Origin of the sequence: Variovorax sp. PAMC 28711 (assembly GCF_001577265.1) — a bacterium.
GTDB lineage: Bacteria > Pseudomonadota > Gammaproteobacteria > Burkholderiales > Burkholderiaceae_C > Variovorax.
On sequence record NZ_CP014517.1, the window covers coordinates 785,207 to 806,255 of the forward strand.

General features: G+C 67.1%; 18 protein-coding genes and 7 pseudogenes. 6 read left to right on the top strand and 19 right to left on the bottom strand.

Translation table 11 applies throughout. From position 1 onward, the window contains the following. Positions 1-3 precede the first annotated feature (3 nt). The 12 genes and pseudogenes from AX767_RS04055 to AX767_RS04105 form a co-directional block, all read right to left on the bottom strand. A complete protein-coding gene (locus AX767_RS04055) occupies positions 4-1,446 on the bottom strand; it encodes an MATE family efflux transporter (RefSeq protein ID WP_068628847.1) in 1,443 nt (480 codons plus the stop codon). Next, positions 1,443-2,861, bottom strand: a complete 1,419-nt coding sequence (locus AX767_RS04060) for a class I adenylate-forming enzyme family protein (RefSeq protein ID WP_068628849.1) — start codon at positions 2,859-2,861, stop codon at positions 1,443-1,445. Before AX767_RS04060 ends, AX767_RS04055 begins: the two co-directional genes overlap by 4 nt. A gap of 91 nt (positions 2,862-2,952) precedes the next feature. After that, positions 2,953-3,144 (bottom strand): hypothetical protein, encoded by a 192-nt coding sequence (locus AX767_RS21515; protein ID WP_168164800.1) that lies wholly within the window; start codon positions 3,142-3,144, stop codon positions 2,953-2,955. Positions 3,145-3,170: 26 nt separating this feature from the next. Then, a complete protein-coding gene (locus AX767_RS04070) occupies positions 3,171-3,980 on the bottom strand; it encodes a MaoC/PaaZ C-terminal domain-containing protein (protein WP_168164801.1) in 810 nt (269 codons plus the stop codon). An 87-nt stretch (positions 3,981-4,067) separates the two neighbouring features. Further along, positions 4,068-5,103 (bottom strand): annotated as a pseudogene (locus AX767_RS04075) (phosphotransferase family protein); the annotation flags it as partial. Positions 5,104-5,142: 39 nt separating this feature from the next. After that, a complete protein-coding gene (locus AX767_RS04080; RefSeq protein ID WP_068628855.1) occupies positions 5,143-6,501 on the bottom strand; it encodes a vWA domain-containing protein in 1,359 nt (452 codons plus the stop codon). 15 nt (positions 6,502-6,516) lie between these two features. Continuing rightward, positions 6,517-7,482 (bottom strand): AAA family ATPase, encoded by a 966-nt coding sequence (locus tag AX767_RS04085; protein WP_068628856.1) that lies wholly within the window; start codon positions 7,480-7,482, stop codon positions 6,517-6,519. 107 nt (positions 7,483-7,589) lie between these two features. Further along, positions 7,590-8,708, bottom strand: a complete 1,119-nt coding sequence (locus AX767_RS04090) for an acyl-CoA dehydrogenase family protein (protein ID WP_068628858.1) — start codon at positions 8,706-8,708, stop codon at positions 7,590-7,592. Positions 8,709-8,730: 22 nt separating this feature from the next. Next, a pseudogene (locus tag AX767_RS04095) lies at positions 8,731-9,911 on the bottom strand (acyl-CoA dehydrogenase family protein). A 61-nt stretch (positions 9,912-9,972) separates the two neighbouring features. Next, positions 9,973-10,779 carry an SDR family NAD(P)-dependent oxidoreductase gene (locus AX767_RS04100; protein WP_068628860.1) on the bottom strand — a complete coding sequence of 269 codons (807 nt, stop codon included), beginning with the start codon at positions 10,777-10,779 and terminating at the stop codon, positions 9,973-9,975. 120 nt (positions 10,780-10,899) lie between these two features. Then, a pseudogene (locus AX767_RS21240) lies at positions 10,900-11,052 on the bottom strand (FadR family transcriptional regulator); the annotation flags it as partial. Positions 11,053-11,123: 71 nt separating this feature from the next. Next, positions 11,124-11,639 (bottom strand): annotated as a pseudogene (locus AX767_RS04105) (MFS transporter); the annotation flags it as partial. Positions 11,640-11,665: 26 nt separating this feature from the next. Here AX767_RS04105 and AX767_RS04110 point away from each other — a divergent pair. From AX767_RS04110 to AX767_RS04120, 3 genes are all read left to right on the top strand, one after another. Beyond that, positions 11,666-11,875: a hypothetical protein gene (locus tag AX767_RS04110; RefSeq protein WP_068628862.1), complete on the top strand. Its 210-nt coding sequence runs from the start codon at positions 11,666-11,668 to the stop codon at positions 11,873-11,875. A 33-nt stretch (positions 11,876-11,908) separates the two neighbouring features. Beyond that, the gene (locus AX767_RS04115; RefSeq protein WP_068628864.1) at positions 11,909-12,625 is read left to right on the top strand and encodes a hypothetical protein; all 717 of its coding nucleotides are present in this window, start codon (positions 11,909-11,911) and stop codon (positions 12,623-12,625) included. 145 nt (positions 12,626-12,770) lie between these two features. Then, positions 12,771-13,094, top strand: coding sequence for a DUF1161 domain-containing protein (locus tag AX767_RS04120; RefSeq protein ID WP_068628865.1), 324 nt, complete (start codon positions 12,771-12,773; stop codon positions 13,092-13,094). A gap of 13 nt (positions 13,095-13,107) precedes the next feature. Here the strand turns inward: AX767_RS04120 and AX767_RS04125 are convergent, their stop codons facing one another. After that, complete coding sequence (locus AX767_RS04125; RefSeq protein ID WP_068628867.1) at positions 13,108-13,713, bottom strand: DUF4124 domain-containing protein; 606 nt, start codon at positions 13,711-13,713, stop codon at positions 13,108-13,110. 54 nt (positions 13,714-13,767) lie between these two features. Continuing rightward, a pseudogene (locus tag AX767_RS04130) lies at positions 13,768-14,400 on the bottom strand (dihydroxy-acid dehydratase domain-containing protein); the annotation flags it as partial. Between the two features lie 32 nt (positions 14,401-14,432). Between AX767_RS04130 and AX767_RS04135 the strand changes: the two are divergent. Beyond that, positions 14,433-14,663 carry a phospholipase D-like domain-containing protein gene (locus AX767_RS04135; RefSeq protein WP_156480954.1) on the top strand — a complete coding sequence of 77 codons (231 nt, stop codon included), beginning with the start codon at positions 14,433-14,435 and terminating at the stop codon, positions 14,661-14,663. Between the two features lie 214 nt (positions 14,664-14,877). Here the strand turns inward: AX767_RS04135 and AX767_RS04140 are convergent, their stop codons facing one another. Beyond that, positions 14,878-16,212, bottom strand: a complete 1,335-nt coding sequence (locus AX767_RS04140) for a hemolysin family protein (RefSeq protein WP_068628874.1) — start codon at positions 16,210-16,212, stop codon at positions 14,878-14,880. Positions 16,213-16,234: 22 nt separating this feature from the next. Here AX767_RS04140 and AX767_RS04145 point away from each other — a divergent pair. Together AX767_RS04145 and AX767_RS20905 are read left to right on the top strand one after the other, a co-directional pair. Next, a pseudogene (locus AX767_RS04145) lies at positions 16,235-17,079 on the top strand (symmetrical bis(5'-nucleosyl)-tetraphosphatase). Between the two features lie 204 nt (positions 17,080-17,283). After that, a pseudogene (locus AX767_RS20905) lies at positions 17,284-17,588 on the top strand (rhodanese-related sulfurtransferase); the annotation flags it as partial. A 12-nt stretch (positions 17,589-17,600) separates the two neighbouring features. On the opposite strand, the gene AX767_RS04150 reads toward AX767_RS20905, so the two are convergent. The 4 genes from AX767_RS04150 to dcd all read right to left on the bottom strand — a co-directional run bounded on the left by AX767_RS04150 (position 17,601) and on the right by dcd (position 21,027). Next, the gene (locus AX767_RS04150; RefSeq protein ID WP_068628876.1) at positions 17,601-19,082 is read right to left on the bottom strand and encodes a DEAD/DEAH box helicase; all 1,482 of its coding nucleotides are present in this window, start codon (positions 19,080-19,082) and stop codon (positions 17,601-17,603) included. Between the two features lie 77 nt (positions 19,083-19,159). After that, on the bottom strand, positions 19,160-20,041 hold the full coding sequence (gene ypfJ, locus AX767_RS04155; RefSeq protein WP_068628878.1) for a KPN_02809 family neutral zinc metallopeptidase: 882 nt from the start codon (positions 20,039-20,041) through the stop codon (positions 19,160-19,162). A gap of 49 nt (positions 20,042-20,090) precedes the next feature. Continuing rightward, entirely contained in the window at positions 20,091-20,339 is a 249-nt protein-coding gene (locus AX767_RS04160; RefSeq protein ID WP_156480955.1) for a hypothetical protein, read from the bottom strand. Between the two features lie 115 nt (positions 20,340-20,454). Continuing rightward, positions 20,455-21,027 carry a dCTP deaminase gene (gene dcd, locus AX767_RS04165; RefSeq protein WP_068628882.1) on the bottom strand — a complete coding sequence of 191 codons (573 nt, stop codon included), beginning with the start codon at positions 21,025-21,027 and terminating at the stop codon, positions 20,455-20,457. Positions 21,028-21,049: the final 22 nt, after the last annotated feature.

Sequence of the window (21,049 nt, forward strand, 5' to 3'; positions counted from 1 at the left end):
GTCTTACTCTCCCAAGTGGGCGTTGGCCGCCACGGTGGTGGCGGCCAGCGGCGTCAGCATCAGCGGCCGCCGCCGCCACGAGCCCCAGCGGTAGTAGCCCCAGGCGATCAGCGCCGAGGTGATGCTGCCGAACGGAAAGCTCCACCAGATGGCGGCCTCGCCCAGCCAGGGCTTCAACCACAGCGCAAAAGGTACACGGCAGCCCCACATGGTGATGAAGAAGATCAGCATCGGCGCCAGCATCGCGCCGTTGGCGCGCACCACGGCAAACAGGCCCATCGTGATCGACAACGCGATCCAGCCCCACAGCACAATGAAGTTGATGTTGCGCGCCTGCGCCAGCACCTCGCCGCCCGCCGGGATGAATAGGCGCAACGGCAGGTCGTCGAAGCCAGCGCCCAAGCCGTAGATCAGCAGCGTGGCTGCGATGGAGACGGCCAAACTGGTCAGGCAGCCGCGCAGCGCGATCTGCTCCACGCGGGGCCAGCGGCCGGCGCCGATGTTCATGGCCGCCATCGCCGACATCGACGCGGCCAGCGCGTTGCTCGGCATCTGCACAAAAGTCCACAACTGCGCCGCGCCGCTGTAGGCCGCTGCGGTAGCGGCGCCATAGGTGTTGACCTGGCCCAGCAGCACGAAGTAAGCGCCCTGCGTGACGATGGACTCCAGCGCCACGGGCACGCCGCGCCGCACCATCAGCATCAGCAGCGCCGGCTCCGGGCGCAGGTGACGGATGTCATCGCCATGCAGCGCGATGGGCAGGCGCCGGCGGTACACATAGGCGGTCAGCGCGCCGAGCGCGCCCGCCGCACCCAGCAGGCTGCCCACGCCCGCGCCGGCAATGCCCATGCCGGGCAGCAGGCCACCCAAGCCGGTCAGCAGGGCCGGCACCAGCGCCATTGACAACCCGATCCACACCAGCGTGAACTTGAACGGTGTGCGCGAGTCGCCAGCGCCGCGCATCATCATCACCATCACCAGGTAGGTGAAGATGACCGGCATCGACAGCGAGGTGAAGCGCAGGTGCACCACGGCAAAGTCGCGCGACTCGGCCGGTGTGCCGAGGGCGTGGATGATGGCCGGAGACAACCACCAGCCGGCCGCCGCAACGACGACCGAGAAGCCCATCACGAATGCCAGTGCGCAACCGGTGACCCGCTTGACCGCATCGATGTCGCCGGCTCCCAGGGACTGGGCGATGGCCACGCCCGCCGCGGTGCCGATACCCATCGCGGCGCCCATGAGCATGAACATGAGCACGCTGGCCGTGGTGACGGCCGTGAGCGCGTTGGGCCCCAGCACCTGACCCACCCACATCGCGGCCCAGGTCCCGGAGACCGCGTGCAGGAAATTGGTGGCCAGCAGCGGCAGCGCAAACCGCAGCAGCGTCGGCGTGATCGGCGCGTCGACGAAGCGACTGGCCAGGACGTGGACGGGTGCGGTCACATGCCCGCTGCGCTGCCCAGGAGTGCCGCCAGTGCGGTCTGTTTGATCTGACGCTTCAGGATCTTGCCCGACGGCGTGCGCGGCAGCGGCTCCGCGGCAACGTGGATAAAGCGCGGGATCTCGAAGCGCGCCAGGTGCGCGACCAGGAATGCGCGCAGTGCCTCGACATCCAGGTTCGGCGAGCCGTGCACCGTGGCACCCACCTCCTCGCCCATGCGCTCGTCAGGCACCGCATAGACAGCGGCCTCGTGCACATCGGGATGCATCAGCAGCGCGGCCTCGACCTGGCCACAGCCGATGTTCTCGCCGCCGCGGATAATCAGGTCCTTGATGCGGTCGACGATGAACAGAAAACCTTCGTCGTCCAGGTAGGCCACGTCGCCGGTGCGGAACCAGTCGCCGTCGATGAAGGACTGCGCGTTGGCCTCGGGCCGGTTCCAGTAGCCGGGAAACATCGAGGTGCCTCGCACCAACAGCTCGCCGCGCTCGCCGGCCGGAAGGGCCTTGCCCAGTTCGTCGATCACCTTCAGTTCCAGCACCTGCGAGCAGCGGCCCGAACTGGCCGGACGACTCAGGTAGTCCTCGCCGCCAATGCCGGCGCCGATGGCGTTGGTCTCGGTCATGCCCCAGCCGGTGCCGGGCAGGGCCTGGCCGAAACTCCGGGCGATCTCGCGCACCTGCTCCGGCGCACGCGGTGCACCACCGCCGCCCACCCACATCAGGCTGTCCAGGCTGTACTTCTTCTGCTGCGCCACGCGCACCAGGTCGCCGGTCATCGCGGCGGGTGCCGCCACCGTGGTCAGGCGCTCGCGGTCGATCAGTTCGGCCGCGACTTCGGGGTCCCAGCGGTACATGCACACCATGCGCCGCTGGGCGCGGTAGCCGGCCAGGTAGGAGGTGTGCAGCCCCGAGACATGGAACAACGGCACCGCCAGCAGCGTGCCGGGCTGCTCGACGGGCGCCGGCTCCAGCCCGGCGACACGCTCGCCGATTTCCCGGTCCAGTTCCCAGGACAGCAGCGCGGCCAGGATGTTCCGGTGCGTCGAGACCACGCCCTTGGGGTGTCCGGTCGAGCCCGAGGTGAAGAGGATGGTGGCGTAGTCGTCAGGCCCGATATCGACCGCTGGCATGGCGACGTCGCCCGCGGCTTCGGTGAGCGCCTGCAGCGACCGTACGCCCGCGGGCAACTCGGTCGTGCGCACCGCCAGGCATTGCAACTGCGGCAAGGCCGCGCGCACCGCCGGCTGCACCAACCGCGTCACGCGCTCGGCATCGGCCAGCACCACATTGGCGCCGCTGTCCTGCAGGCCATAGAGCAGCTCTTCGGCCTGCCAGTGGCCGTTCATGGCCACGGCCACCGCACCGATGCTGGTGATGGCGCAGAAGGCCAGAACCCATTCGGGGTAGTTGCGCATCGCGATCGCGACCCGATCCCCCGGCGCACGCCGCAGTCGTGCACCAGCACATGGCCGATGCGGCCTGCGGCGGCCCAAGCCTCGGCAAAGCTCAGCCGCTCGTCCTGGTAGACCAGAAGGGCAGCGCACTGGCGGTGGACTCGTACAGCGCCCGCAGCGAGGACGGGGCGTTGGCAAACACCCTGACCCGGCGCCCTCCCACGGTGGCATCCTCCAGCGCGTAGGGCATATCGGCCGCCGTGAGGACCGAAATGGCCTCGGCGCGAGTCATCGGTGCAGCCATCAGGTGCTCCTGTGAAGAGGTTAGGTTCAGTGGTAGGTGAAGCTGGCATTGGAGACGACGGTTTTGTCGCCGACGCGGCCTTCGAAGATCAGTCGGCCCGCGCCGTCGTGCCAGCCGACGAGGCGCAGCGTGTCGCCCGGGTACACCGGCGACGAGAAGCGCAGCGTCAATGAACCAAAGCGCGCCGCATCGCCGCCGCACAGCGCGGCCAGTAGCAGCTGGCCGCAATGGCCGTAAGTGCACAGGCCGTGCAGGAGGGGCTGGGCAAAGCCGCCGAACGCCGCCGCCTCGGGCGCGATGTGCAGCGGGTTGTCGTCGCCCGACAGCCGATAGACGTGCGCCTGGTTGACGGCGATAGGGACCGACAGGTCAAGCTCGTGCGCACGCTCGGGCACCACGATCTTGGTCGAGCGGCCGATGCCCGCACCCTCGAAGGGCTCGATGTCGCCCAGTGCCGCCACGCCACGCCGGAACGACCCGCTGACCATGCGCACACAGACCTGGCCGGTGCCATCGATGACTTCCGACTCGACCTCGGCAAACGCGGCATTGCGCGGGCGCGGGTGCACCGACAGCAGCCGTGAACGGACCTGTACCGTGCCTTCCAGCGGCAGCGGGGCCAGCAACGCCAGATGGCGTTCGGCGTCCAGCAACAACGGCCCGGGCGACGGCGGCAACGCGTTGGCATCGAGCGTCAGGCCCGCACCACCCCAGCGGATCGCGAAGGTGGGAAACACCGCGAACTGCGGCTGCCGCTCGTACACATGGCGCAGATCGCTGCAGCCAATACCCACCGCGTACAGCAGCACGTCACGCTGCGTGTAGCTGATGGCCACCGGCTCACTCCAGGGGCCGGGTTGGTCGTCGGGCAGCAACGCCCGGGGCGATAGGTAGGCATCGGTGTGTTTCGCAGGAAATCGACGTCAGGCTTCATGGGCCTGTTGGGCCCATCCCCAGGCACGCTCGGCGCGCGGTGCGGCGCTGGCGCCTGCGGCCTTGGCCTGGGCGCTGGAGGCGGTGCCGGCCTCCACACGCTTGGCAATGCCCTGCGCAATGGCAGCCAGGCGGAACAGGTTGTAGGCCATGTAGAACGACCAGTCGGCGCGCAGCACGTCGGGTGTGCTTACGCCGCTGCTGGCGCAGTACATGGCCATGTACTCGTCCAGCGTGGGAATGCCCAGCGCGGCCAGGTCCAGTCCCTCCAGCCCGCGGTTCTGCGTCGGCTCCACATGCCACACCATGCAGTGGTAGCTGAAGTCGGCCAGCGGGTGGCCCAACGTGGACAGCTCCCAATCGAGCACCGCCCGCACGCGGGGCTCGGTCGGGTGAAAGATCATGTTGTCGAGCCGATAGTCACCATGCACGACGCAGGCCGCCTCACCGCGCCCACTGGCCGGAATGTTCGCGGGCAACCAGGCCAACAGGGCGTCCATCTCGGGAATGGGCTGCGTGATCGAAGCCTGGTACTGCTTGCCCCATCGGCTGATCTGCCGCTCCAGGTAGTTGCCGGGCTTGCCGAAGCTGGTCAGCCCGCGCTCGGCCACCGGCACCGTGTGCAGCGTCGCAATGACGCGGTTCATTTCGCGGTAGTGGGCGGTGCGCTCGGCGGGGGATGCCAGGCAGCGCCGGGTCCCACAGCACGCGACCTTCGACGTACTCCATGACAAAGAACACGCGGCCGATGACGGCCTCGTCGCTGCAAAGCGCCAGCATGCGTGCCACCGGCACGCCGCTGCCCTGCAGCGCCTGCATCACCGTGTACTCCCGTTCCACCGCATGCGCACTCGGCAGCAATTTGGCGGCCGGGCCGGGCTTGGCGCGCATCACGTAGCTGCGGCCCGGTGTGTCGATTTTGTAGGTGGGGTTGGACTGGCCACCCGGAAACTTGCTGACCGTCATCGGGCCGGCAAAGCCGTCCACATGTTGCGTGAGCCAGGCGTGCAGGACGGCGTGGTCAAAGCCGTGGTCGGTGGTGTTTTCTGGATTGCTTGGGTCATGTCAGTGGTAGGCCTCGAGGGCTTCGTCCAGCGTGCGTTCCAGGTCGGCGGCAGTGGCGCAGTACGACATGCTGGTGCAGTAGGGGTGGTAGCGCAGCATCGCGCTGTCGCCGCTGCCCCAGCGGCCCTCCGGTTCCGGGCACAGCCACACCACGCGCTTGGCGCGGCCGGCCAGTTCGGCAAACAGGTCCAGGCGCGGATCGGAGCCATTGCTGCGACCATCGCCCAGCACGATCACCGTGGTGCGGCGGTCGATGGCGTCCCAGTGCCGATCGTGCAGATCGACCCAGGCCTGGCCGTAGTCGGTGGAGCCGTTGCCCACCTCTTTGAGGATCAACGTCATCGCGTCGTCGAAAGGCAGCGACGCCAGCGGCGCGGCCACGTCTTGCAGCCGATGGGAAAAGGCAAAGCTGCGCAGGTCGCCCACGGCATCGTGCAGCGCGTACAGGAACAGCAGCAAAAAGCGCACATGTGCCGCCACCGAGGCCGACACGTCGCACACCACGACGATGCGCGGCTTGTCGCGGCGGCGGTGCTTCCAGGCCAGCGTGACGGGCACGCCGTCATGCCCGGCGTTGGCGCGCATCGTGCGGCGAAGGTCGAGCTGGCCGTGCAGTTGCACCCGCTGCTGGCGCGAATGACGGGCGGCCAGCTTGCGGGCCATGCGCGCCACCGCGATCTTCATGCGCTCCATCTCGGCCGGCGCCATGCGGCCCAGCACGCGGGTCACGGCCACCTCGTTCATGAAGGCTTCGGTGGCCGGCTGGCCGAACAACGCGAAGCGCTGCTGCACCAGCGCCCGCGCCTGGTGCAGCAAGGCGTCGCGCGCGCCGGTGAGCAGGCGTGCCTCCGCCTGCGCATCGGCGCCGGACTCGACCATGCGCTGCGCCAGCCGCGCCTCCAGCGGCGCGACACCCAACGCGTCCAGCGTCTGGCGCGCAAAGTAGGCCGACTGCGTGGCAAAGCGAATCTCGTCCACGCCGGCGTGGGTGGCAGCGCGCGACAGCGCCACGCGCAAAGCATCGCCGGGTTGGCCATCGGCCTGGAGGGTGGCCAGGTCCAGCAAGGCATCGACCTGCGCGTCGCCCGTGCGCGCGCGGGCGCCCTCGCCGCCCTCGCCCGCGGCACGCTGGCGGCTTGTCGCTCGCGGCGCGCCGAAGTACAGATCGAACACCTGATCGTGAATCTGTTTCTCTTCCTCGGACTTCGCCAGCACCACGCCCAGCGTGGCCTTCAGGTTGGCGCGATCGGCATAGCCCATCAGTGCCACGGCGCGGGCCGCATCAATGACTTCGGCCGGGGACGCCTCGGCCCCTGCGGCGCGCAGCGCGCGCACAAAGCCGGTGAGGATGCTGTCCATCGACGCGGCCGGGCGTCAGCGGGCCGCTGCGCCAGCGAGCGCGGCCTGCGTCATAGCACCCAGACGGGAGTCGACTTCGCGGATATCGGTCTCGCGCTTGAGCAGCACGCCCAGCGTGTCGCGCACCAGCGATTCATCCAGCACGTTGGCGTGCATCAGCAGCAGCGTGCGCGCCCAGTCCACCGACTCGGCGATGGACGGTGGCTTGCGGATGTTGTCGGCCCGCAGCGCCTGGACGAAAGCCACCAGCTGCGCCAGCAACTGCTCCTCGATGCGCGGCACGCGCGCACGCAACACGCGCTGCTCCAGCGCCGCGTCGGGAAAGCCGATGTGCAAATGCAGACAGCGGCGCTTGAGCGCATCGCCCAGCTCGCGCGTGTTGTTCGAGGTCAGGACGACCAGCGGCGGTACCTGCGCGCGGATGGTGCCGATCTCGGGAATCGTCACCTGGTAGTCGGCCAGCACTTCCAGCAGCAGGGCTTCGAAGGCCTCTTCGGACTTGTCGATCTCGTCGATCAGCAAGACGCTGCCGCCGGGCTGCTCCATGGCCTGCAGCAGCGGGCGCGGCTCCAGGAAATCGCGCGAGAAGAAAAGGTCCTGAAAGCCAGCCAGCTTGTCGAAGGCGCCCGTCAATGTGTCGGCGTCGTCGACCAGCAGGCCGATCTTCTCTTTCAGGATCTGCGTGTAAAGCAACTGCTTGCCGTACTTCCACTCGTACAGCGCCTTGCTGTCGTCCAGACCTTCGTAGCACTGCAGGCGCAGCAGTTCGTGGTTCAAGGCGCGGGCGATCGAGACGGCCAGGTCGGTCTTGCCGACTCCTGCCGGTCCTTCGATCAGCACCGGCTTGCGCAGATGGTGGGCCAGATAGACCGCCGTGGCGATCTGGCGGGTCGCGATGTAGCCGACGTCGGCCAGTAGCGCGATGACCGCGTCGATGGACTCCAGACCGGCGGGTGTTGTCGAAGGAAGCGCTGCATTCATACATCAAGTATGTGCGCGCATCTTGTCACTGGCAGTCTACCGGGTGACACTTGAATCCAAGGGTTTTCCTTGAGTTCAAAGAATCGGTACGGACAACCGAATCCAGATCAGTCCAGCGTCGCGTAGCGCTCCAGGTGATGGTCTGCGTCACCGAAGCGCTGGCCGATCATCGTCAGGCGGCGGAAAGTGTGCGACACCTTCAATTCCTCGGTCATGCCCATGCCACCGTGCAACTGCACCGATTCCTGGCTGATCTGGCGGGCGGCGTCGGCGATCTTGACCTTGGCGGCCGAGACCGCGCGGCGGCGCGCGTTCGCATCCCCGCCTGCATCGACCTTGGACGCCGCCAGCACCGCCATCGAGCGCGCCTGCTCGAAGCAGATCAGCATCTCGACCATGCGGTGCTGCAGCACCTGGAACGACGCGATGGGAACGCCGAACTGCTTGCGCGTTTTGGTGTATTCCAGCGTCGCCTCGTTGGCATGGCGCATCGCGCCGATGGCGTCAGAGCATTGCAGCGCGGTAGCAAAGTCCACCGCCTCGTCGACGTGCGGCATCGCGCCGCCCACAGTGCCCAGCAGCGCATCGGCACCCAATGCCACGCCGACCAGCGTCACGTCGGCCACGCGCAGGCCGTCGACGGCGCGACTCGGATTCAGCGAGACGCCGGCCGTGCGCGGATCGACGATGAACAGGCTGGCGCCCGCGTCGGTGCGGGCCGAAACGATCAGCCGCGTCGCCGACGCCGCGCCGACGACCACGCTCTTGGCGCCGTCCAGCACCCAGCCGTCGCCACTCTTGCGCGCGGTGGTGGTTTCGGGCGCCAGTTCGTAGCGGCGGCCCGGCTCCAGGTAGGCGAAGGCGAGCGTGGCCGAACCGTCGATCAGGCCTGGCAGCACGGCCGCGCGCTGTGCTGCGTTGCCGGCACGCGCCACCAGACGGCCGCCGAGTGCGATGTTGTCCAGCAGCGGCTCGACCACCAGGGCTTCGCCGCAGGCCTCCATCACGGCCAGCAGGTCCATCGCGCCACCACCAAAGCCGCCATCGGCCTCGGGCAATGCGATGGCGGTCAAGCCCATCTCGGAAAAGGCGCGCCAGACGGCATCGCTCTGGCCGTTGACCGAGGCGATGACCGCCTGGCGCTGTTCGAAACCGTAGTTGGCGGTCAGGTATTTGCGCACCGAGTCGGCCAGTTGCTGCTGCTCGTCGCTGAGTTCGAAATTCATTGGGTGTCCTTGGATCGACGACTTACAGGCCCAACGTCATCTTGGCGATGATGTTGCGCTGGATCTCGTTGGAGCCGGCATAGATGCTGGCCTTGCGGAAGTTGAAATAGCGCGGCGACAGACGCGAGGTGAAGTGATCGATGGCGCCGTCGTCCACCGCCTTGAACGGCTGGGCCATGGGCCCGGCGGCCTGCATCATCAGCTCGGTGATCATCTGCTGCACCTCGGTGCCGCGGATCTTCAGCATCGACACGTCGGCGCCCGGCGGCTGGCCGCTGCGGCGCATTTTGTCCAGAAAGCGCATCGACGTGAGTTCCAGCGCGTCGAGTTCGATCTCCACGCGCGACAGCTTGTCGCGAAAACGCGGGTCGGCCATCAGCGGCTTGCCGTTCTTCAGCTCGCGCGTGGCCAGCGCCTTCAGCGTGACCATCTCACGCCGCGAGCCCCCACGCTGCCCGAGCCCATGCGCTCGTGGCCCAACAGGTACTTGGCGACCGTCCAGCCCTTGTTCTCTTCGTGCACCAGGTTCTCGACCGGCACGGCCACGTCATCAAAGAAGATTTCGTTCACCTCGTGGCCGCCGTCCATCAGGATCAGCGGGCGCACCGTGATGCCGGGCGTCTTCATGTCGATCAACAGGAAGCTGATGCCTTCCTGGCGCTTTTCCGCAGTGGGATCGGTGCGCACCAGACAGAAGATCCAGTCGCCATACTGGCCCAGCGTGGTCCAGATCTTCTGGCCGGTGACACGGTAGACATCGCCATCGCGCACAGCGCGCGTCTTCAGCGCGGCGAGGTCAGAGCCGGCGCCGGGCTCGGAATAGCCCTGCACCCAGAAGTCATCGCCCTCGCGAATGCGCGGCAGGAAGCGCTCTTTTTGCTGGGGCGTGCCGAAGCGCAGCAGCACCGATGCGCACATGCTGGGGCCGAACGGTGGCAGCGTGGGCGCGCCGGCCAGGCCGAACTGCTCCTCGTACAGGTAGCGCTGCGTAATGTCCCAGCCGGTGCCGCCCCATTCTTCGGGCCAATGCGGCACCGACCAGCCCTTGGCGGCCAGGATCTTGTGCCAGCGCAGGATGTCTTCTTTGGACAGGCCCTTGTAGCCCGTCACCTTGTCGCGGATGTCGTCAGGCAGGTTGGCGTCCAACCAGCCGCGCACCTCGTCGCGAAATGCCAGTTCTTCGGCGGAATAACTGAGGTCCATGGAATGTCTCCAATGCGTTGTGAGTCAATGATTCGGGATGAGGGTCAGGCGCGGCAGACGCTCACACCGCCGTCTGACCGGGCATCTGCCGCGTCACCGGGTGCGAGCTGGACAGTCCGCCGTCCACTGCAATGGCCTGGCCGTTGACATAGCTGCTTTGATCGGACGCCAGAAAGAGTGCCACCTGCGCCAGCTCTTCGGGCTGCCCGGCGCGACGCAGCGGATTCAGCCGCCCGATCTTGTGGGTCACGCCCTTGTCGGTGGCGTAGTCGAAGGTGGGCTTGGTCATGCCGGTTTCGGTCAGGCCCGGGCAGATCGCGTTGACGCGCACATTGGTCTCGCACAGTTGCTGGGCCGAGACCTTCACCAGATTGATGACGCCCGCCTTGGACGCCGAATAGGACGGCCCGCCCGCGCCCGAACGGATGCCGGCGACCGACGCGGTGCAGATGATCGAGCCCCCCCGTCCGGCATCGGCCATCACCTTGCCGGCGTGCTTGACCATCAGCCACGGGCCGATCAGGTTGACGCGCAGTACCTCGGTCCAGGCCTCGGGTGTCGAGTCGAAGATGCCGTCCCTGCCGCCGGAGATTCCGGCGTTGGCAAAGGCCACGTCCAGTTGGCCGTAACGCTCCAGCGCCGTGGCCACCAGGCGGGCCACATCGGACTCCAGCCCGGCGTCCATTTGCAGCGCGACCGCCTGGCCGCCCGCCTCGATCACGCTGCGCGCGGTCTCGTGCACCGCTTCGGTCTTGTCGCCCAGCACCAGCTTGGCGCCCTCCGCGGCAAAGCGCAGCGCCGCGGCGCGACCGATGCCCGAGCCGGCGCCCGTGATGATGGCGATCTTGCCGCTGAGTTGGTCCGACATGCTGGGGTCCTTGATGGTTTGAGAGCGTGCCAGCGTGCCAAAGGCGGGCGATAGCCGCCATCACTTGCGCGACACGGCCAGCAGGGCCGCGGCTGGATCCTCGATGCAGCGGAAGCCGGCTCAGGCGTTCGGCGAAGAATTGCGCAGTCCGGTCGGAAAATGCACGCCCGCGCGCTGAGCTGCCTGAACGATGTGCTGGGTCATGGCCTGTTGCGCGAGCGACGGATCGCCGACGCCCAGCGCTTCGATGATCCTCACGTGCTCGTCATACGTCGTTCGGGCGCGAGGACTTTGTGCGGGGCAAAGGAAAATCTTATGGCGACCCGCAGCGCCCGCCCATCCGACTTGTTGACCCGCTTCGCCGGCACCGTGTAGGTCAAAAAGGCGCCGAACAGGAGCACGCTGGCCAGCACGAACAGGGCGATGTCGGTACTCTGTATTGCGTCCTTCATCAGGCCGATCATGTAGGGGCTCACGAACCCGGCCAGATTGGCAAACGAGTTGATCAACGCGATACCTGCCGCGGCACCCGCGCTCGACAGGATCGCCGTCGGCAGGCTCCAGAAAAGCGGCGAGGTGGCAAGGCTTCCGCCTGCAGCGAGCGCCAGTGCGGCCAGCGAGCGGTAAACGTTTTTGCTGAAGATCGCGCTGAGCGCGAGGCCGACTGCACCGCAGCAGAAGGGCACGATCAGATGCCAGCGGCGTTCGCGCATGCGGTCGGAACTGCGGCTCACCAGCAGCATTGAGCAGATCGCGACGGCGAAAGGCACGGCCGTCAGCTGGCCGATATTCAACGCGCCGAAAACGCCCGACTGGCGAATCAGGCTGGGCATCCAAAACGTCAGTCCGTACTGCCCCATGCGATCTCGGGCCGGCAGATGGCCGTGTGCTGATCAACATCTTCGAGACGCAACGCTATGCGCTGCCTTTGCGGGTCGGGATGCTGGAGCGGCATCCGCTGGTCGTCACGCAAAGGCGGGCCAGCTTCGTCGTGATCGACCGCGGCGGCAGCGGCCCCAACTGCGACGAAATCGCAGTACCTGCTGCTTTTTCTCTGAGCGTCGTGTTGCCGGCGTCAAGTCGCTTGCCTGCTTGACCCGCCCTCGCGCCTCACGCAGATTCGCGAGCCATGCACATCGACTCACTCACCGTTTCGCACCGCTTCCAGGGCCCGCCACGCTCGGGCAATGGTGGCTATGTCTGCGGCCGTATTGCAGACCGCCTGCCGGGCACCGTCAGCGTCCGCCTGAGGGCACCGCCGCCGCTGGACACGCCGCTGCGCCTCGAATCCGGCTGCGACAGCGCACAGCTCTTCGATGGCGCGACACTGATCGGCGAGGCCCACGGCTCCGCGCTGACGATGCAGCCGCCCGCTGCCCCCTCCTACGAAGAAGTCGAAGCCGCCAGCCATCGCTTCCTCGGCGCTCGCCAGCACCCGTTCCCACACTGCTTTGTTTGCGGGCCGGCCCGCGCAGCGGGCGACGGCCTGCGCATCCTGCCCGGCGCGATCGGTGATGGCGTGGTCGGCGCCCCGTGGCTCCCCGATGCATCGCTCGCCGACGCAGACGGCGTGGTGCGACGCGAGTTCCTGTGGGCCGCGCTGGATTGCACCAGCGGCTTCTCGGTGCTGCCATTGCCCGAAGGGCTCAGCATGGTCCTCGGCGAGTTCTGCGTGTCGATCGAGGGCTCGGCATCACCCGGCGAGCGCTGCGTGGTCACCGGCTGGCCGCTCTGCCACGAGGGTCGCAAGCGCTCGGCCGGTTCGGCGGTCTACGGCGGCAATGGCCGCCTGATCGCTCAGGCACGCGCGGTGTGGATCGAGGTGCCGCTGGCGGATTGGCGCTGAGCGTTGGCCCGAGCGAAAATGCAAGAGAAAAGTGGTCTCAGCGCTTATTCCACGGGCCCAGCCAGCTATCAAAAAAAAATAGCAAACTGAGCGCTGTTGCATCCCACAACACGATCAGGTTCATGCGGGGCTAGACTGCCCGCCCATGCTGAAACTCTGGTTGATTCCTCTCACCTTCCTGGCTGCCGGCACCGCAGGCGCGGCGACCTCCTGTGAGACCCTGCGCGCCGACATCGAAGCGAAGATCGGCGCGGCCGGTGTCACCCGCTTCACGGTGACCACGGTCGACGCCAACACGCCGGCCAGCGGGCAGGTGGTGGGCAGTTGCGAGCTCGGCAACAAGAAGATCGTCTACGTGCGCGAAGGCGGCGCTGTGGCGGATGCCGGGGCAGCGCGCCCGCGCAGCGAACCCATGCTGACCGAGTGCAAGGACGGCAGCGTTTCCGTCGGCGGCGATTGCCGCAAGTAAACGGCCGCGCCGGCTACTGACAGACCACCGTGGTGCCCACCGGCCGGCAGTTCTTGCCGTCGATGCTCCGGTAGCGGTCCAGCGCGCCGGAAGACCGGTTGTAGGTGTTGCCTTGCGTGTCGTTGCAACCGCCTGCGTCGCAGTTGCGGATCTGCGGACGCATGTCCTGCAGCCCTGCCGGCGCACGCGGGGCGATGGTGCCCGGGTAGGGATAACCGCCGAGATTGTTTCTCGTGTAGTCCTCCGCGCGGCGCAGTTGCTCCATTTCACGCACCCGTTCGGTCTCGCGCACCCGCTCTGCCTCCTGCAGCCGGGCGAACTCGCGTTGCTGCGCATCGGCGCGATCGGCGACGGCGCGCTGTTCGGCCGGGCCGGGGCCTGCGCGCGCCGGAGCGGGGGCCGGCGCCACAACCTCTGGCACAGCGGCGCGGCGCACGGGCTCCGGCTGCGGCGTAGTGGCTTCGGCGCCCAGCACCTGCCGGGACTCGCGAGCGTTTGACGGGCATTGTTGGTCGGTATAGCTCACGTTGCCCGCTGCGTTGACGCAGCGGATGACCTGCGCCCCCGCAGTCGCGCTGAACAGGCCGAGGAGTACTGCAAGGGCGAGGATGTGGGGCATAAGGCGTCCATTGTGGTGCCAGGCGCCGGAATGCGGCAATCGAACCCATCGCCTCTAGAAGATGTCCGGCTCCCCCGCCGTCGCGCCGAACTGCGTCTGCAGGAAGTCCATGCCGCAGCCCTGATCGGCCTGCAGGATGTGTTCGCTGAACATCCATCCATAGCCGCGCTCGAAGCGCGGCGCAGGCGGCGTCCACTTGGCGCGGCGGCGCGCCAGCTCATCGTCACTCACATCGAGATGGATACGGCGGTTCGGCACGTCGACGCCGACAATGTCGCCCGTCTTCACCAGCGCCAGATTGCCGCCGATGGCCAATCGTCGAACACCACCGCCGGGCCGCTGTGCTGCAGGAACTTCTCGCTCATCGCGCTGGGCTTGATGACGCAGCCGTCGGGGGGCGAGATTGCCCTTGCGCATCGCCAGCGAGCCTTCGTTGGAGACCGCGTTGTCGAGGGTGCGGATCACGTCGTCGTTGTAGACCTGCGCGCCTTCGAGATTGCCGCGCACGGTGAGGCCGCTCACGGTCAACTCGTCGAGGTGCAGGTGCGGTTCGAGGCGCTTCATCAAGGCCGGCAAGCCACCTGCGCAATCGAAATCTTCCATCAGGTAGGCGCTGGTGCCGTTCGGACGGATGTTGGCGATGGCGGGCACGGTGCGGCTGATGCGGTCGAAGTCTTCCAGGGCGACGTCGGTGAGGAAGGCATTGCGCGTCTGCCACGGTGACTGCACGCGTGGGCACGGCCATCGCCGGCGCGAAGGCCGAGGTGGTGATCGGCTCGCCCTACTTCGTTCCGGGAAAACCCGGAATGAACGGCCTGCGGGCCGCGATCGACAACGACGTGCGCATCGAGGTCATCACCAACTCGCTGGCATCGAACGACGAACCCTACGCGAGCGCGGCCTACGGGCGCTATCGCGTCGATATGCTGAAGATGGGCGTCGATCTGTAAGAGATCGACTCGGGCCAGCTGCGCAACGACTCGTTCATCAGCGCGGCGCTGCACACATCGATTGGCCGTTCGCATTCCAAGCTGATCGTGCGCGACCGCGACACGACATTCGTGGGTTCAATGAACATGGACCTGCGCTCGGTGAACGATGCCCAGAAGATCTACACGAGCGATCCCGAAGTCGACTTCGGGATCAGGCTCGTGTTCCCGTTCGTCAGCGAGAGCCTTCTGTAGCCACGGGCTGATGCCCGGCGGTGCCTTCCATCGGCACGGCGACGATGCGGTCGATGCGTCGGCCTTCGAGCGCAACGACTTCGAACTCCCAGCCTGCGCATTCGATCTTGTCGCCGGCTTCGGGCATGTGGCCCGACACCGCCATGACCAGACCGGCCACGGTGTTGTAGCGCCCGCGCTCTTCTTCCGGCAGCTCCCGGATTGCCAGTCGCGCGCGCAGTTCCGACACGGGCATCAGGCCATCGAGTTCCCAGGCGCCGTCGGCGCGCTGGGTCGCCCAGGCGTCGGTCTGCATGCCGGGCTGCAGCTCGCCGGTGATGGCTTCGAGCAGGTCGCGCGGCGTCATGAGCCCCTGCACCACGCCGTATTCGTCGACCACGAAGACGAGGCGCCCCGCGCGTTCTCGGAACTGCTCGAGCAGTTCCATGCCGGTGAGCGTTTCGGGCACGAAGGACGCCGGCTGCGCCGCGCTTTCGATGGTGCCGTCGTGTGCCGGGCCGAGGCGCAGCAGATGCGCGACGCTGATCACGCCGACCACGTCGTCGAGCGAGCCACGACACACCGGATACCAGGAATGCACGAGATTGAGCGCACCGGCGGCTGTGACGGTCTGCAGACTCTGCGCCACCGTGCCCGAGGCTTCGAGCCACTCGATGTCGATGCGCGGAATCATCAGAGACGACAGCCGACGGTCGTCAAGGTGAAAAATGTTGCGCACCATCTGGTGCTCGTGCAGCTCGATGAGGCCGGCATCGACGCCCTCTTCCAGGCTGGCCGAAATTTCTTCCTCGGTCACCACGCGCGCCGAGTTGGTGTCGATGCGCAGCAGCTTCAGGATGCCGGCAGTCGCGCCCGACAGCAGCAGCACGAACGGCTTGGCCCCCTTGGCCAGCCAGCGCATCGGCCGTGCCACGAAACGCGCAACCGGCTCGGGATACAGCTGCCCGATGCGCTTGGGCACCAGCTCGCCGAAGATGATCGTGAAGAAGGTGATGCAGGCGACCACCGCCGCCGTCGACGCGATGCTCGCCGTGCCGGCGCGAAGTCCCGACTCTTCCATCCACACCGCGAGCGGTGCCGCGAATGCCGCCTCGCCGACGATGCCGCTCAGCATGCCGATGGACGTGATGCCGATCTGCACGCTCGACAAAAACTGCGTCGGGTCTTCCATCAGTTTCAGCGCCGCGGCGGCGCCGGCATCCCCCGTTTCGGCCATGGCGGCGAGCCGTGCACGACGGCTGGTGGAAAGCGCCATTTCGGACATGGAGAACAACGCGTTGAGCGTCGTCAACAAGGCCAGCAGAAAAACGTCCATGAACGAAGCAGAGAATGAGGGAATGTCACTTTACTTGATCGGCGACGTGCAGGGCTGCGATGCCGCGCTCGGGCGCCTGCTGGAAAAAATCGATTTCTCCCGAGCCGCGACCAGCTCGTGCTGCTCGGCGACCTGGTCAACCGCGGGCCGGATTCTGCGGCCGTGCTGCGCCGCGCGCACCAGCTCGGCGATGCGGCGCGCAGCCTGCTCGGCAACCACGATTTGCACCTGCTCGGCGTGGCGCACGGCGCGCGCGGACGTGGCCGCAAGGACACGCTGGCGCCGTTGCTCGCGGCGCCCGACAGCGAGGCCATGCTCGACTGGCTGCGCCACCAGTCGATGGCGCTGCACCGGCGTATCGGCGGGCGCGACCTGCTCATGGTGCATGCGGGCGTGTTGCCGCAGTGGGGGCTGGGCGAAGTGCTGTCGCTCGCGTCCGAGGTCGAATCGGTGCTGCGCGGCCCAGCGCTCGGCGAGTTCCTGCTGACGATGTACGGCAACGAGCCTGCGGCGTGGGACGACGCGCTCCACGGGGCCGCGCGCCTGCGCGTGATCGTCAACGCCCTCACGCGGCTGCGCTTTTGCGATGCCGCCGGCACGATGGATTTCGATGCGAAGGAAGGCGCCGACACGGCGCCCGCGGGCTTCATGCCGTGGTTCGACGTGCCGGGCCGCCAGACCGCCGACGCCACCGTCGCGTTCGGCCACTGGTCGACGCTCGGTTGGCTCTCGCGGCCCGATCTGATCTCGACCGATACCGGCTGCGTCTGGGGCGGTTGCCTCAGCGCCGCGCGCATCGGCGCCACGCTCGACGATCGCGAGCACATCGAGGTGCAGTGCGAGCAGGCACAGGCGCCCGGCGCCTGATCGCGTCGCCGCGCCTCACGCTGCCCTCATCGAACTTCCTGTCTCCGCATGACCCTTCCTACACCGACCCGGACCGACGTGCACGCACGCCTGCCGGCACGCGACGAGATCGCTCTGATCGACCTGCGCGAAGAAGATCCGTACGCGCAATCGCATCCGCTGTGGGCCGCCAACCTGCCGCTCTCGCGGCTCGAGCTCGACGCGAGGCGCCACATCCCCGGCGCAGGGGTCGTGGTCCGCGCGCAGCTGGCGCAGGCGCTCGATGTGGTTCCGCGCGCCGAGCGGTACGTGCGCACCTGCGAGAACGGGGGCAAAGCCGTCTGGTTTGCCGCCGGCCTTCCGGAAGAAAGTATCGACACCCGACTGGCCACGCCGCGCAGCGACCGCTATCGCCGACCGTACGAAGGCACCGATGCGCCGCGCGGGCGATGCAGGCGTACCTGGATTGGGAGTTCAGCCTGGTCGACCAGCTGGCACGCGACGGCACGCACCACTGCACCGTCATCTGACGGTGCGGGCGATCAGCTCGATTCGCTGGTCTTGAAGAGCGCAGCGACCTTCCGCTTGGTCTTGATGTTGGCGGAAATGCCACGCGCCGGTGCGCCCTTGGCGGCCGCTTCCCAGGCCGGCGTGGCTTCCGGATTCGGCTGGCCCGCTTCGTAGGGCTGGTCGAAGAACGGATCGCGCGGCGCCGACGGCGCGCGGTGCGGCCGTCCGCCGCCACCGGCACTGCTGCCGCGCACGGGTCGTGGCTCGGCCCGTTCGCGTGGCTGGTCGAGCACATCGCGTGCGTCACCGGCTTCGCCTTCTTCGCGCCAATGGCGGCGGCCGTCGTTGATGCGGCCGCGCGGCATGTCTTCTGCGAACTCGACGGCTTCCAGCTCGATCTTTTTCTTGATGAGCTTTTCGATGTCAGCGACGAGCCGGGCATCGTTGCCGCCGCTCGCGAAGCTCACCGCCAGACCCGAGGCACCGGCACGGCCAGTGCGGCCGATGCGGTGCACGTAGTCTTCGGCGTTGAACGGAATGTCGAAGTTGAAGACCGCCGGCACGTCCTTGATGTCCAGGCCGCGCGCCGCGACGTCGGTGCAGACGAGCAAGTCGACCTCGCCCTTCTTGAACGCGTCGAGCGCCTTCAGGCGTTCGTCCTGGCTCTTGTCGCCATGCAGCGCGGTGGTCTTGAGGCCTTCGCGTTCGAGCGAGCGTGCCAGCCGGGCACAACCCAGCTTGCTGTTCACGAAGACGAAAGCCTGCGTGATGCCGCGCTGCTGGATGATCTGCTTGAGTGCGCGCCGCTTGTCGTCGTCGCCCACGCTGTAGAAATGCTGTTCGACAGTGGAGGCGGTCTCGTTCGGCCGCGCCACTTCGATGGTGACCGGGTCCTGCAGGTAGCTGCCGGCCAGTCGCTTGATTTCAGGCGAGAACGTGGCCGAGAAAAGCAGCGTGATGCGCTTCTTCGGCAGGTAGCTCAGGATGCGCTGCAGATCGGGCAAAAAGCCGATGTCGAGCATCCGGTCGGCCTCGTCGAGCACCACGTACTCGACCTGGTTCAACACCGCGTTCTTCGCTTCGATGTGGTCGAGCAGCCGGCCCGGCGTGGCGACGAGCACTTCGACGCCCTTTTTGAGCTCGACGGTCTGCGGCCTCATGTCCATGCCGCCGAACACCACCGCGCTGCGCAGGTTGGTGTACTTGGCGTACAGCTCGACCTGCTGCGCGACCTGCACGGCCAATTCGCGGGTCGGCAGCAGCACCAGCGCACGCACGGGATGGCGCGCCGGCGAAGTGGAGGTGTTCTCGTGCGCCATCATTCGCTGCAGCAGCGGAAGCGCGAAAGCGGCGGTCTTGCCGGTGCCGGTTTGCGCGGCGCCCATCACGTCCTGCCCGGAGAGCACGACCGGGATGGCCTGCTCCTGGATGGGTGTCATGGTCTCGTAGCCCATTTCGGCTACGGCGCGCGCCAGCGGTTCCGCCAGCGAAAGATTGGAAAAAGAGCTTGTCATTAAGCCCTCTATTGTCGCACTGCCGGAAAAAAGGGCAGTGACGGCTGGATGACACCCTCCGGCGCGCGGCCTTTTTCTCAGAGGGTCTTGGCGTTGAACGTGTCGCAGGAACTCATGCTGCCGCTCTGGTAACCCGCTCCGAACCACTTCTGGCGCTGGGCGCTGGAGCCATGCGTGAAGCTGTCAGGCACCACCGCGCGGCCCGCCGAACGCTGCAACGCGTCGTCACCGATCTTCTGCGCGGCATTCATGGCGGCTTCGATGTCGCCCGGGTCGAGCCACTTCTTGGATTCCTGCGAATGGTTCGCCCACACGCCGGCAAAGCAGTCGGCCTGCAACTCGACCCGCACGCTGATCGCGTTGTTCTGCGTCTGGCTGAGGCGGCCCCGCATGCCGTCGACCTTGGCGGTGATGCCGAGTTCGTCCTGCACATGGTGGCCGACCTCGTGCGCGATCACGTAAGCCTGCGCGAATTCGCCCGGTGCGCCGAGCTGGTTCTTCAGCGTGTCGTAGAACGCCAGGTCGATGTAGACCTTCTGGTCGCCGGGGCAGTAGAACGGGCCCATGGCCGCCTGGCCTGTGCCGCAGGCCGTCGGCGTCACGCCGCGGAACAGCACGAGCTTCGGCGCGTGGTAGGTACCACCGTTCTGCCTGAAAAGGTCGGTCCATACCACTTCGGTGTTCTTCAGGACCGTCGAGACGAAAGCGGCCTGGCGGTCGCTCGGTGGGGGCGCATGGGCCGGCCCCTGCTGCTGCACTTGGGGGGCAGGGCTGCCGCCGCTCAACAGGCCAAGAACGGTCAGCGGATTGATGCCGAACACCCACCCCGCGATCAGGGCGACCGCCACGGTTCCGATGCCGATGCTGCGCCCACCGATGAAGCCGCCGCCACCCCCCCCGCCACCGCTGTCGCGACGGTCTTCGACGTTGTCCGACTGCTCGTTGCCTTCCCATCTCATGCCACTCTCCTTGCCGGCTGCAAGCCGGCGGTCGCGCGATGGTACCGGGTCAACGGCTGGCGGTGTAACCGACCGTCATCGCGTTGGAGCCACGATTCGCCGCGCCGGCATACCCCGGAACCGCGTTCGATTGCGCCGTCGCCTCGGCCGCCGCGCGCAGCTCGGCTTTTTGAACTTGCGATCGCGCGACGAGCGCCATGCTGGCCGCAAGCGCGATCACCGCGCAGACCAGCGCGGCGAGGAGCAATTTTTGAAAGGGGGAGAGGGCCCGGTCGCCGCCGTGATCCCAGCTGGTCATGTGATTTCCTTGGAGCGCGCCAGTGCGCGGTTCAGGCGAAAGCATGCGGGTGCCGGAGAAGCCGACTCGGTAGCGCCCAACGCAATCCCCTGTAGGAACGGGGCGCGGCGGTCGGTCAGGCCCTCGGCAGCGTCACACCTTGCTGGCCCTGGTACTTGCCGCCGCGGTCCTTGTAGCTAACCTCGCAGACATCGTCCTTGTCGCTTTCGAAGAAAAGCACCTGTGCGCAGCCCTCGCCCGCGTAGATTTTGGCGGGCAGCGGCGTCGTGTTGCTGAACTCGAGCGTCACGTAGCCTTCCCATTCAGGCTCGAACGGGGTCACATTGACGATGATCCCGCAGCGGGCATACGTGCTCTTGCCGAGGCAAATCGTCAGCACGTTGCGCGGAATACGGAAGTACTCGACGGTGCGTGCCAGCGCGAAGCTGTTGGGCGGAATGATGCAGAAGTCACCGTGCATGTCGACGAAACTTTTCTCGTCGAAGTTCTTCGGGTCGACCACCGTGCTGTGGATGTTGGTGAACACCTTGAATTCAGGCGCACAGCGGATGTCGTAGCCGTAGCTCGAAGTCCCGTAGCTGATGATCTTGTGACCATCGCTTTCGCGCACCTGGCGCGGCTCGAACGGCTCGATCATGCCGGTCTGCTCGGCCATGCGCCGGATCCACTTGTCACTTTTAATGCTCATGTCGGGGTGTCCTTCTCGGGCC

Excerpts from the sequence above, each read along its gene's own strand:
- AX767_RS04060 (WP_068628849.1), bottom strand. The coding sequence starts at position 2,861 with ATGCGCAACTACCCCGAATGGGTTCTGGCCTTCTGCGCCATCACCAGC.
- AX767_RS21515 (WP_168164800.1), bottom strand. The coding sequence starts at position 3,144 with ATGGCTGCACCGATGACTCGCGCCGAGGCCATTTCGGTCCTCACGGCG.
- AX767_RS04080 (WP_068628855.1), bottom strand. The coding sequence starts at position 6,501 with ATGGACAGCATCCTCACCGGCTTTGTGCGCGCGCTGCGCGCCGCAGGG.
- AX767_RS04085 (WP_068628856.1), bottom strand. The coding sequence starts at position 7,482 with ATGAATGCAGCGCTTCCTTCGACAACACCCGCCGGTCTGGAGTCCATC.
- AX767_RS04090 (WP_068628858.1), bottom strand. The coding sequence starts at position 8,708 with ATGAATTTCGAACTCAGCGACGAGCAGCAGCAACTGGCCGACTCGGTG.
- AX767_RS04100 (WP_068628860.1), bottom strand. The coding sequence starts at position 10,779 with ATGTCGGACCAACTCAGCGGCAAGATCGCCATCATCACGGGCGCCGGC.
- AX767_RS04115 (WP_068628864.1), top strand. The coding sequence starts at position 11,909 with ATGCACATCGACTCACTCACCGTTTCGCACCGCTTCCAGGGCCCGCCA.
- AX767_RS04120 (WP_068628865.1), top strand. The coding sequence starts at position 12,771 with ATGCTGAAACTCTGGTTGATTCCTCTCACCTTCCTGGCTGCCGGCACC.
- AX767_RS04125 (WP_068628867.1), bottom strand. The coding sequence starts at position 13,713 with ATGCCCCACATCCTCGCCCTTGCAGTACTCCTCGGCCTGTTCAGCGCG.
- AX767_RS04140 (WP_068628874.1), bottom strand. The coding sequence starts at position 16,212 with ATGGACGTTTTTCTGCTGGCCTTGTTGACGACGCTCAACGCGTTGTTC.
- AX767_RS04150 (WP_068628876.1), bottom strand. The coding sequence starts at position 19,082 with ATGACAAGCTCTTTTTCCAATCTTTCGCTGGCGGAACCGCTGGCGCGC.
- ypfJ (WP_068628878.1), bottom strand. The coding sequence starts at position 20,041 with ATGAGATGGGAAGGCAACGAGCAGTCGGACAACGTCGAAGACCGTCGC.
- AX767_RS04160 (WP_156480955.1), bottom strand. The coding sequence starts at position 20,339 with ATGACCAGCTGGGATCACGGCGGCGACCGGGCCCTCTCCCCCTTTCAA.
- dcd (WP_068628882.1), bottom strand. The coding sequence starts at position 21,027 with ATGAGCATTAAAAGTGACAAGTGGATCCGGCGCATGGCCGAGCAGACC.